This is a genomic window from Cognataquiflexum rubidum (assembly GCF_022538115.1).
Lineage (GTDB): Bacteria > Bacteroidota > Bacteroidia > Cytophagales > Cyclobacteriaceae > Cognataquiflexum > Cognataquiflexum rubidum.
Genome location: NZ_JAKZAL010000002.1, coordinates 13,255 through 25,936 on the forward strand (window position 1 = coordinate 13,255; position 12,682 = coordinate 25,936).

The following is a 12,682-nucleotide window of genomic DNA, read 5'->3' on the forward strand; positions in this document are numbered from 1 at the left end:
GATATGAAAATCAAATTGATTTCCGAAAAAGTTTTTCTGTTTTGCTTGGTTCTTTTAGCTGCATTCCAACCTTCTTTTGGACAGAAATATGCAGCAACGACTATTAATCCTGAGCATACCAAAAACGCTCCGGCCGTAATCAGGGAAGATATACAGGAGGTTGTGATTGGGGCGGGGGGCGGATTTAGCGTGAAGTCCAAGATGGTTGTGACCATTTTCAAAAAGGAGGCAAATGACCTCGGCTTGCTTCAGGTCGATTATACCAACAAAATCAAGATCAAAAGTATTGAGGGTCGGGTTTATGACTTGATGGGAAGTGTTATCAAAAAAGGTGGCAAAAGTGATATCAGCGACTACAGCAATTTCAATTCTTTTTCGATCTACGAGGACAACCGTGTCAAGCTAATGGACCTACGGCAGTTGGATTTTCCCTACACCGTAGAATTTGAATATGAGGTAGAGTATCCTAATTTGTTTTTTCTGCCAAATTGGTATCCCCAATCTTATTCCGGCATCCCGGTGGAAATTGCGCAGGGGAAATACATTTATCCCAAGGCAACGAAACTCCGGTTTTTTTCCAAAACAATAGATGACAAGTATCTTACTTCCAATGAACTTGATGGAGGTTTGGTAGAAAAATCTTGGAAAATAGAAAACCTGGAGGCCTTTGAGCCGGAGATTATGCTTCCCTTGGAGGAAAGTCCTTTCAAGGTATTGTTCGTAGGAGCTTCAGAATTTGAGTATGAAGGATTCAAAGGTGACCTGAGTTCATGGGAATCCATGGGAAAATGGATTGCTTCCCTGAATTCCGGTAAGGATATTTTGACCCCACAGTTGAAAGCCAAAGTGAATGAAATAGTTTCGGGTCTGGAAACAACCGAAGAGAAAACAAAAGCAATCTATGAATACCTGCAAAAAAATACGCGGTATGTGAGTATTCAGCTAGGCATTGGTGGATATATGCCTTTTGAGGCATTGACGGTAGAGAAATATGGCTATGGAGATTGTAAGGCCCTCTCCAACTTTATGGGAGCAATGTTGAAGGAAGCCGGAATTCCCAGTAATTATGCGCTGATATATGGCGGCGAAAGCAAGCGCAAGGTCTATGAAGAATTTCCGAGAAGTTACTTCAATCACGCCATTCTAGCAGTTCCTGACGGGAAAGATACCATTTGGTTAGAGTGCACTTCACAGACCAATCCTTTTGGATATCTTGGGAATTTTACCTCAGACAGGCATGCCTTACTGATTACCGAAAATGGCGGCAAATTGGTGCGAACTCCAAAATATGGCAAAGAACAAAATACCCTGTTCCAAAAAGCTGATTTTGAAGTGGATGAAACAGGAAAAGCAACAGGGAATTTACACTTCGAAAATAGCGGTCTTCAGACTGAAAATGGAAGTTTGCTGACTGTGGCAGGATTGTCAGCTACTGAGAAAAAGGATTGGCTGCTGACCAATTTGACACTTTCATCTTTTGACGTTGTCGATTTTAATTTCTCACCTGAAATGAGTTCTCTGCCCACTGTCAAAGTCGATGCGAAAATTATGGTGAAAAGCATTGCCAGCAAATCCGGCACCCGTATATTTTTACAGCCCAATCAATTGAATGTGTATTCCATGAAGATTTCCTCCAAACCAGAAAGGAAAGCCTCTTTTGAAAGGCGCATGGGTTTTATTGACGAGGACTTGATTACCTACAAATTACCTGAAGGTTACAATCCTGAGTCTGTTCCTTCCAAGGTCTTATTGGAATCGGATTTTGGGATTTATTCTGCCGAATATCATCTTGGAGAAAGAAGTCTCATCTACAAAAGAAAACTGGAAATGAATGATGGTGTCTATCAGGCCGGGCAATTTCCTGCTTTTGTGGATTTTGTAACGAACATCGAAAAAGCCGACAAAACCAAAGTGGTGTTAAAGAAGGTTCAATGAATCCGTTGTAATTAGTCTAATTGAAAATACTAAATAAAAGGGGAGTGTGAAAGATAAAATCAATTTACTCTTTAAACCATTTGTTTTCACGCTTATAGGGCTAACCTTTGGTTACACTTTTTTGCACTGGATAATTTTTATTGAACTTGAATTATTTCAACTAAAAGAGATAATTATAAGTTTTGGAATACCAATCGTATTGACAGCACTTGCGGCATGGTTTATTTTAAGACCAAGATTTAAAATTCTAAATCTTGAAGCCAAACGCGGGAATTGGAGAGATTTTTATAGTGCCATTATGTGGATGGCCTTTACAGCTCCTCTTTTGATTGCTCAACAATATGTTGTTTCATCAACAGGGAAATTGACTGAATTAAATTCCATCAACGAAATCAACAAATCTGAACCAACAAAATATTACACGATTAAAAATTTTTTTATAGACAAATTCGCCACTGGATTACATTCAGCATTTGATGTTAGTGGAAAGAACAGTGAAAGTTTCAATATGCATATTTATGTTGCCCTTCCAATTTTTGAAAGTTTAAAGGACACCACAATTATGGAACCCTTAGCTTGGTTTGGAATTGAATATCAAAAAACTATAAGTAACCGACTTGAACCAAATGAGAAAGAGAAAAAATATCAAGAGTTTGCCAAGGAAAGTCAGTTGGATTTTGAGCACAAAAATGTTTCTGAATTTGTCTATTTAGATAGGATTAGGCACTCTGATAAAAGAGAAGGATATATTGAAGCAATTAAAGCCAATCCAAAATACATCCCAAATGAAATTATTCTTGAACCAATAAATGAACCATTTGAAGCGAGGAATGGTAAAAAGTTAGAGTGGATTATAGGTTCTTCAATAATTGGATCAATTGTTTGGTTAATTATGGTTCTTGTTCCTAAAATTGACGAAAATGAATTAAAAAGGATAAAAGAGGGGAAGCCTGACTATAAGGCTCAAAAAGAATTTCAAGAATTTGTTGGCTTCTTAAAACCTAAAAAAGGGTATTTCATAACACCAATATTAATCAATGCCAACATTGGGATTTACTTAATCATGGCTTTAATGGGATTTGGATTTATTTCATTCAAAGGACAAGACCTTTTACAATTAGGAGCTAATTATGGACCCTTAACAAAAAACGGAGAATGGTGGCGGCTTTTGACAAACACATTCTTACACGGCGGACTAATGCACCTATTAGCAAATATGTTTGGACTTACTTTTGTCGGGGGTATTCTTGAGCCAAAATTAGGAAAACTTAAATTATTGACATTTTATTTAATTACCGGTATTTTGGCAAGCTTCGCCAGCATTTGGTGGTATGAAGCAATTATAAGTGTAGGTGCTTCGGGATCAATTTTAGGGATTTATGGAATTTTTCTTGCATTTCTCCTAACAAAAATTTTTCCTCCTGAATTTTCTACATCATTTTTTATCAGTACATCAATATTTATAGGCTATACCCTTCTTATGGGTTTAGCAGGTGGTATAGACAATGCTGCACACATAGGAGGCCTATTGAGTGGTTTTGTAGTTGGATTAATCATATCCCCAATAATTAAAAACAAACAGAAAATTAAACGACTAAATAAGACTAAGAAAGCATCTCTTTTAAGGTAAAATTAAAAAATGGGCAAAAATTCAATTTTTGCACAGATGAAAAGTTCCTCATTTTAAAGCCTCACCATTTCTTAAAGTTTGACTTATGTAATCAATGCCTCTCGTACATCATCTCCGGTTCGACGGCTTCCACATTCCCTTTTTCATTGATTTCGCTGAGGGTGACGGTCTTCAGTTCATTGATGAGAATCGGATCGTACTTGGCTGCTACCCTGATATAATTTTCGGTAAAGCCGTGCATTTTACCATCTTCCACATCCTCTTCGAATAGGACGGTGAAGGTTCTTCCTAGATTCTCCTGATAAAACTTCCTCCTTTTCTTTTCTGAAAGAATCCTGAGCATTTTGGAACGCTCATTTCTCTTTTTGATTGGGACGACTCCTTCCAATTCCACTGCACGGGTATTTGCCCTTTCGGAATACGTGAAAACATGGAGATAAGAAATATCGAGTTCTTTCAGGAAATTGTAGGTTTCCAAAAACAGTTCGTCTGTTTCACCGGGAAATCCCACAATCACATCCACACCGACACAGCAATGCGGCATCAGGGATTTGATTTTGGAAATCCTGTCTTCATATAATTCCCTCAGGTACCTTCTTCCCATGCTTCGGAGAATGGTATTGCTGCCGGATTGCAGGGGAATATGAAAATGAGGGACAAATCTTTTGGAAGTCGACACAAATTCTATGACCTCATTGGTAAGCAAATTGGGTTCAATGGAAGAAATCCGGAACCTTTCTATACCTTCAATCTCGTCAATCGCCATCACAAGGTCTGCAAACCTTTCTTTTCTTTTCCCTTCCTGAATACCAAAATCACCGATATTGACTCCTGTCAAAACCACTTCTTTTACTTCTGTGGTGGCAATTTCCCTTACTGAAGTCAGGATGTTATCGATGGTATCGCTCCGGCTTTTCCCCCTCGCCAAAGGAATGGTACAAAAAGCGCATCCATAATTACAGCCATCCTGCACTTTCAAAAAAGTCCTTGTCCTGTCATGCATGGAGTAGGCATTGTTAAAAATATTCGCCTCTTGGATTTCGGAGGCCAAGACTTTGGTTTCCTGTTCTTTGGCAAATCCATCTAAAAGCTCTATCAATCTGAATTTTTCTGCAGCGCCCAAAACAGCATCTACACCTTCTATTTCTGAGATTTCTTGTGGTTTCAACTGCGCATAGCAACCGATAATGGTCACGTAAGAGTTGGGAGAGATCTTTTTCGCCTCACGTACGATTTTTTTACACTTCTTGTCTGCGTTTTCAGTCACAGAACAGGTATTGATGATAAAAATATCAGGCGTATTGTCGAAATCGACCTTTTCATAGCCTTTCGCTTCAAACATCCTGCTGATGGTGGAAGTTTCTGAATAATTTAACTTACAACCTAAAGTATAAAATGCAACTTTTTTCACGCTAACCTTTCTTTTTACCGGTCGCAAATTTAAATATTATCATTCAGTTTTCAATTTTCTATTTTTTGAGATCAAAACCCGATTTTTTTGACCACTTTAAAGATATTTTGAGCCATTTAATTAAAAAAAATGTAAATTTTTTAAAAAATAAGCCCAAATAGACCCCTTTTGCTTTGAAATTGATATAATTTCATATTTTTGTGGGTATATAATCAAACCACTTATTGTAGAAAATGGCAACTTTAAGACAAAAAGCGCTACTAATGGCCCAAGGCAGGTCAAAAGTTACTGTAACACCGCCTTCGAGCAAGATTTCTGACTATTATGGAAGTCATGTTTTCGGCACAAAGCAAATGAAAGAGTCATTGGCCCCTTCCGTTTTCAAAAAGGTCATGGAGGCAATAGACAAGGGAAGCAAGATTGATCCTTCTACAGCAGAAGAAATAGCATCTGCAGTGAAAGTATGGGCGCTATCCAAAGGAGTTACCCACTACACCCACTGGTTTCAGCCTCTTACAGGCTCGACTGCGGAGAAACATGATTCTTTCTTTGATGCGCATGCGGGATTAGAAAAATTCAAAGGTTCTGCTTTGGTTCAACAAGAACCTGATGCATCCTCATTCCCACATGGTGGTATCCGTTCGACTTTCGAAGCTAGAGGATACACTGCTTGGGATCCGTCCTCACCGATTTTCATTTTTGATAAGACATTGTGTATTCCTACCATATTTGTCTCTTTTACAGGAGAGGCATTGGATTACAAGACACCATTGTTGAAATCAATGGAGGCTATCAATTCCGCAGCTGTAGAGGTATGTCAACTATTTGACAGAAATGTCAGAAAAGTGAGCCCTTCCTTGGGTGTGGAGCAGGAATATTTTGTGATTGACAAAGCCCTATTTGCCACAAGACCTGATTTGGTGATGTCCGGACGTACAGTTTTTGGACATAATCCTGCCAGAGGCCAACAATTGGAAGACCACTATTTCGGATCTATCCCGACCAGAGTGAAGGATTTCATGATGGATTTTGAGATCGAGGCCCACAAATTGGGAATTCCTGTCTCTACCCGTCACAATGAAGTAGCCCCTGGTCAATTTGAAGTTGCGCCTCTTTTCGAAGAAATCAACAAAGCCATCGACCACAACCAATTGTTGATGGATTTGATGGATAAAGTTGCAGAAAAGCATAATTTGAAAGTTTTGTTCCATGAAAAACCGTTTGCAGGTGTAAATGGTAGCGGAAAGCACAATAACTGGTCTTTGATCACTGACACAGGTGTCAACCTGTTCCAGCCAAGCAGTTCAGCTAGAGAAAACCTTCAATTCCTGACTTTTGTGGTCGCTACTGTAAAAGCTGTTTATGACCATGCAGATCTGTTGAGATCCAGTATCGCTTCTGCAAGCAATGATTTCAGATTGGGAGCAAATGAGGCACCTCCTGCCATCATGTCTGTATTCTTGGGATCAACATTATCTTCTGTGTTAGACGAATTGGAGAAAAACGGAAACGTGAAAATCGAAAAAGGTGACAACATGTATATGAAACTCGGGATCTCCAAGATTCCGGAAATCATATTGGACAACACAGACCGAAACAGAACTTCACCTTTTGCCTTTACAGGAAATAAATTTGAGTTTAGAGCTGTTGGTTCAGGTGCCAATTCTGCCGGACCTATGACAGTCTTGAACGTGATCGTTGCAGAGACATTGAGAAACCTTCTTAAAGACATCGACAAAGAAGTCAATGCCGGTAAAGAAAAGAAAATCGCAATTGTCAATGTATTGAGAAAATACATCAAAGACAGCAAAAAAATCAGATTTGAAGGTGACGGTTATTCCGATGAGTGGGCCAAAGAAGCTGAAAAGAGAGGATTGTCAAACTTGAAAAGCACTCCGGCTGCGTTGGATATTTATCATGACAAGAAAGTTGCGGAGTTATTCGCAAAACACAATGTCTTGAATCCAAAAGAACTTCATGCGAGACATGAAATCATGTTGGAAAATTACATCAAGAAAGTTCAGATCGAATCCAGGGTAATGGGCGATCTCGCTTTGAACCATGTAATCCCAACTTCTATCCTGTATCAAAACAAACTGATTGAAAATGCAAATGGTTTGGCGGGACTTGGCTTGGACAATACTGCTGCCATCGAGACTATCAAGGAGATCAGCAAACATCTTGAGTCGATCAATAAGAATGTCCATGCGATGACAGAAGCGAGAAAGCAACTGAACAAAGAAGAGGATATTGTGAAAAGAGCCAAAGGATATTGTAATGATGTCAAAGAAGCTTATTTCGATAAAATCAGGTATGCTGTTGACAAACTTGAGCTTGTCGTGGATGACGAATTGTGGCCATTGGTGAAGTATAGAGAGATGTTGTTTATCAAATAATACAGAAACCGCCTTCGGGCGGTTTTTTTTTGCTCAAATCATCTCATTTCTAAAACCTCTTTACATAAAGTCTATCATCTTCTTTAATTTTTTTTTGAAAGTGGATTTTTTTACACTTCCTCTGTGAATCAAGATTTCTTTTCGAGATTACTATTTGGACGTAATTAATTGGCTTTGAGGGGGATTTGTCTGGTCTAAGTGGAGAAAAACGAACGGAAAAATACCATAAACAAACGGTTTTGGCTGGTAAACAATAATTAAATTTATTTGCTAAACCGATTTATTAAATATAATAAATCGTAAAAGTCATTGAACTTAATTAAAAAAAATATTTAAATATTTTTTACAATAATTTTTTTTAGATACATTTACAAATGGCTAATATTTCAAAATTTTGAATTTAACCCATACTATTCTACTGTTTAATCTGGTTATGTTTAAATTAATCTATGGTGAATTTTAAATTTATCGAAATAAAAAATTATTAATAAAAACAGAAGTCCTATTCCCATTTACCCCAAACCAATAAAATGTAACCTTTAAATAATTCCTATGAACAGAGTTGTACTATTAATGTTAGCGATGGTCATGATTTTTGCCTCAGGTTTTGAGGCATATGGCCAAAGCCGAGTTCTCACCGGTAGGGTAGTAGATTCTACCGGAGAGCCGATCCCGGGAGTAAACATCCTGGACAAGCAAGCAAATACCGGCACTACCACCGATTTGGATGGTAGGTATTCAATTTCGGTGACCAATACCTCGTTGTTGGTGTTTTCATTTATCGGATTTTCTCCCCAAGAAATTTTGGTGGGAAACAGAAGTTCCCTTGATGTGAACTTAGCCGAGGACTTATCAGAACTTTCCGAAGTAGTAGTCACTTCCTTTGGTATGGAAAAAGACAAGAAAGCTCTTGGATTTTCTGTAACCCAAGTCAGTGGAGACAAATTTACTGAATCAAGAGCCGTTAACTTAGGTAATGCCTTAACAGGTAAAATTGCCGGTGTGAACGTTTCTCCTCCTGCTTCAGGTGCAGCAGGGTCTACAAGAGTTGTTATCAGAGGAGGTTCTTCCTTGACCGGTAATGACCAACCGCTGTACGTAGTCAACGGTATGCCAATCGAAACAGGAAACCTTGGTAGTGCGGGTATGTGGGGCGGTAATGATGCCGGTGACGGTCTTGCTTCTATCAACCCTGATGACATCGAAAGTATCTCAGTATTGAAAGGAAATGCTGCAGCAGCACTTTATGGTGCTAGAGCTGCCAATGGTGTCGTGTTGATCACCACCAAAACAGGTAAAGCCAGAAAAGGTATTGGCGTAGCTTTAAACTCCAACATCACCTTTGACAATGTCCTTGATTTCACCGAATACCAAAGATCATATGGTCCGGGTATTGATGGTGTTGTGCCTGCTTCCTCAGGTCAAGCATTGGATGCAGGTAATATCCATTGGGGTGGTAAATACAACGGTGCAAGTACCCCTCAGTTTGATGGCGTATCAAGACCTTATTCTCATACAGGAGAAGGGTTAAATGCCTTCTACGAAACAGGTTATACTATCAACAATTCGGTAGCTTTGAGTGGTGGTAATGAAACAGGTACATATAGATTGGCTTATTCAAACCTGAATAATAGTGACATCATGCCAAATGCAGGTTTCAAAAGAGACGTGATCAACTTGAATGTCAACAGTAAGTTGAAGAGACTCACATTGGATATGAGCGGTCAGTATTCTAAGCAAAATGCGCAAAACCGTCCGAGACTTTCAGACTCTCCGGGTAATGCCAACTTTTCGATGATGACAAGACCTGGCAATCTTCCGCTTTCAGCTATGAGAGGACCAACAGACAAATTGGGAGCTCAGGAAGATGGTTTTGAATTGAGATATCAACCTAACGTTTTCCAAACCAACCCTTATTGGGCTGCGCATCAGTTCTATCGTGAGGATGTCACAGACAGGGTTTTGGGAAAAATCTCTTTGAGATATGACCTCACAGATTGGTTATATGTAATGGGTAGGGCAGGTACTGATTTTCAGTCAAGAACAGATGATTCCTCTGAGCCTTATGGTACTGCATACAAACCAAGAGGTGATTACAATGTAAGTAAGAGAACCATTAGAGAAGATAACTTGGATTTGTTTATCGGTGCGCAAAAGCAATTTGGAGATGTTTCTGTGGATGCCTTGGTCGGTGGTAACAGAATGAGAAGGTCCTTTGAAAGCCTTTCAGGTGGAGGAAATGACCTTGTAGTACCCTTCTTTTCTAGTGTAAGAAACGTAGCAGCCCCTCAGGTTGGATATGGTTTTAGTGAACAAGGAATTAACTCTGTATTTGGTTATGCCAATGTTGGTTACAAAAATTTCCTTTTCTTGAATGTTACAGCACGTCAAGATCAATTCTCTACTTTGTCTCCTGAAAACAGCAAATTGTTTTATCCATCAGTGGGAACCAGCTTTGTATTGTCTGATGTAATTGAATTGCCAAAAGCGTTTACATTCACCAAGTTCAGAGCTTCTTGGGGCCAAACAGGTGGAGGTGCACCAAATCCTTACGCCCTTAATCTTACTTATGGCCTCGTAGGTGTGGGACACTTGGGCGGAAGTTTGGGACAAATCAACAACGGTTCAATTCCTAACGCCAACCTTAAGCCTTATTTGTCCACTGAATATGAATTCGGAGCAGATTTGAGGTTCTTTGAAAACAAAATTGGTTTGGATGTGGCTTATTACAGCCGTAACACTACCAATGATATTCTTGCAACAGGTATTTCTGCTACTTCAGGTTTTGGATCTACCATTATCAACATTGGTGAGTTGACCAACAAGGGTGTTGAATTGTTATTGAACGTTGTTGCTTTACAAAGAAAAGATTTCCAGTGGGATGTCTCTTTGAACTATGCAAACAATCAGAGTAACGTCGTGAGTCTTGGAACAAACGCAAAAGGCGAACCGATTGAATTCATTAACCTTGACGAATCAAGATTGAGAAGAGAAAGAATCCGTCATATCGTGGGTCAGCCTTTGGGTATGATTGCGGGTTTCAAACATCTGGAAATCGATGGTCAAAAAGTGTATGATAATAGAGGACTTCCTGTGCCAACCAATGGATTGGAAACTATTGCAGAGGGACGTCACCCAATTTCCGCTGGTTTTATCAACAACTTCAGGTACAAAAATTTCAAATTGATGGTTTTGCTTGACGGTAGATTTGGAGGCCATTTGGTTTCAGGAACAAATTTCTTTGCTTACAACAATGGTTTACATGAAGAAACCCTGGCAAGCCGTGCGAATGGTTTGACAACTTCCGGTGTAGATGCCAACGGTGAATCAAGAACCTGGAACATTCCTGCAAATCCCGCAGATCCTACCCAATTCTTGATTGATGACTATTTCAACAGATATGCTCAGATCACTGAAAACATCGTGTATGATGCTTCTTTCGTCAAGTTGAGAGAATTCTCTTTCGGATATTCACTTCCTGGTACCCTTTTGAGCAGGACGCCATTTACAGCTGCGTCAATATCATTGGTAGGTAGAAACCTTGCCCTGCTGTATTCTAGAGTTCCAAACATAGATCCTGAATCTGCCTACACTGTCGGTGGTAACTCTCAAGGGTTGGAGTTCTTCGCTATGCCTACAACAAGAAGTTTCGGTTTCAATATCAATCTTAACTTCTAATAGGGATGTTTAACAAACTAATTCACGGAAAAATGAAAAGTATATATAAAATAACTGGACTTCTCCTTGCTTTCACCTTGACATTTAGTTCTTGTGATGAGCAGGCTTTGTTGGACCTGAATACGGATCCGAATGCGGTTACAGATTTGGATATGTCATTCTTATTCTCTCTTGCCACTTTAAGGATAGGTGGAGAGTATGAAAATACAAGAGCTAACATGCTGTATTCCGCCACTATGATCCAACATTCATCTTCGCTGGCAGGATACTTTAGCGGAGACAAGTATTTCTATAATGCACAATACAGTGGTGCTTATATGGAAAGACATTACACTGATGTGATCAGGCTTTATTCCCACGTTATCGATAAGACCAAAGACAGTCCTGCAGATGCCAATTTAAACGCGGCTGCTACTGTTCTCAGGATTTATGATCTACATAGAATGACTGATCTTTATGGAGATATTCCATATTTCCAGGCAGGAAGAGGTTTGGAAGGTGAAGAAAACTGGTTTCCTACTTATGATAACCAAAGAGACATTTATTTCGACATGGTGGATCAACTTAAAATTGCCAGAGATAAATTCTCTCCAAATGCGAAAGGGTTAGGAGTCCAAGATTTCATCTATGCCGGAAATCTTGATAAATGGAAGAAATTTACAAACGCTCTTTTGATGAGAATTGCTATGAGAATGTCCAACAAGGATGCAGCCAAAGCCCGTGAGGTATTCATCGAAGCCAGCAACAGTGGAACTTTTGGTTCAATTGCTGACAATGCCTACATTAAATACACTACAGGCCCGACCGGTAACAACAGAAACGGTTTAAATGATGGCTATTGGAATACCTACAAATATTCTCAGGATTGCAAGATCAGCAAGACTTTCATTGATTGGATGAAAGCCAATAATGACCCGAGGTTGATGATTGTTTCTGGTGGACTTGGCGATCCAACTGCTGCTGCCAGCACTTGGAATACTGATCCCGCTGCACAGCGTGGAATGCCAAACGGGTACAATACTCAAACCCTTAGAACTATCCTTTCCCCGTCTGAATTGGCAGAATTTGAGGCTTTACAGCCAAGAGGCAACCGAATGTTCTCTATGCTTAACCTGAAGTATCTTGATTGGGAAGACCCGTATTTGTTGTTAACCTATTCTGAGACTGAATTGATGAGGGCTGAAGCGGCTGTAAAAGGTTGGATCACTTCTGATGCCAATACACACTTCAGAAACGGCGTTTCAGCTGCAATCACCTCATGGGTTGACTTTGATCCTTCTTTTGCCAGAACAACTGCCCAAATCAATGCTTACATTGACGGTAGAGGTTTTGCAGCAGCATCCAATACTGATAAGTTGAGACTTATTGGAGAAGAATTTTGGGCTGCAACATGGTTAAATGATATCGAATCATGGTCCAACTGGAGAAGAACAGGTTATCCTGTATTGGCTCCAACGCAAGATCCAAACAGGTTTGAAGCAAATGAAATCCCAAGAAGATTACGTTATTGGGAAGCTGAAATCGGTGGAAACCCTGCAAATTACGAAGCTGCCCGTGTTAGAATGGGTGGTGACAACCTGATGACCAAAATGTGGTGGGATGGTGGAAATTGATTTCCATAAAAATATAAGT

6 protein-coding genes are annotated in these 12,682 nt (G+C 39.5%); 5 read left to right on the forward strand and 1 reads right to left on the reverse strand.

Annotation, left to right across the window (positions count from 1 at the left end):
* The first annotated feature begins 3 nt into the window (after window positions 1-3).
* Window positions 4-1,935, forward strand: a complete 1,932-nt coding sequence (locus tag MMU05_RS02430; RefSeq protein WP_241140076.1) for a DUF3857 domain-containing transglutaminase family protein — start codon at window positions 4-6, stop codon at window positions 1,933-1,935.
* Between the two features lie 46 nt (window positions 1,936-1,981).
* Window positions 1,982-3,565 carry a rhomboid family intramembrane serine protease gene (locus MMU05_RS23085; protein WP_241140077.1) on the forward strand — a complete coding sequence of 528 codons (1,584 nt, stop codon included), beginning with the start codon at window positions 1,982-1,984 and terminating at the stop codon, window positions 3,563-3,565.
* Between the two features lie 91 nt (window positions 3,566-3,656).
* Here MMU05_RS23085 and mtaB read toward each other — a convergent pair whose 3' ends face one another.
* Window positions 3,657-4,976: a tRNA (N(6)-L-threonylcarbamoyladenosine(37)-C(2))-methylthiotransferase MtaB gene (gene mtaB, locus MMU05_RS02440; protein ID WP_241140078.1), complete on the reverse strand. Its 1,320-nt coding sequence runs from the start codon at window positions 4,974-4,976 to the stop codon at window positions 3,657-3,659.
* A gap of 233 nt (window positions 4,977-5,209) precedes the next feature.
* Here mtaB and MMU05_RS02445 point away from each other — a divergent pair, with 233 nt between their 5' ends.
* The 3 genes from MMU05_RS02445 to MMU05_RS02455 all read left to right on the forward strand — a co-directional run bounded on the left by MMU05_RS02445 (window position 5,210) and on the right by MMU05_RS02455 (window position 12,663).
* On the forward strand, window positions 5,210-7,372 hold the full coding sequence (locus MMU05_RS02445) for a glutamine synthetase III family protein (protein WP_241140079.1): 2,163 nt from the start codon (window positions 5,210-5,212) through the stop codon (window positions 7,370-7,372).
* A 552-nt stretch (window positions 7,373-7,924) separates the two neighbouring features.
* Window positions 7,925-11,050 carry a SusC/RagA family TonB-linked outer membrane protein gene (locus MMU05_RS02450; protein ID WP_241140080.1) on the forward strand — a complete coding sequence of 1,042 codons (3,126 nt, stop codon included), beginning with the start codon at window positions 7,925-7,927 and terminating at the stop codon, window positions 11,048-11,050.
* A gap of 32 nt (window positions 11,051-11,082) precedes the next feature.
* Entirely contained in the window at window positions 11,083-12,663 is a 1,581-nt protein-coding gene (locus MMU05_RS02455; protein ID WP_241140081.1) for a SusD/RagB family nutrient-binding outer membrane lipoprotein, read from the forward strand.
* The last annotated feature ends 19 nt before the right edge of the window (window positions 12,664-12,682 follow it).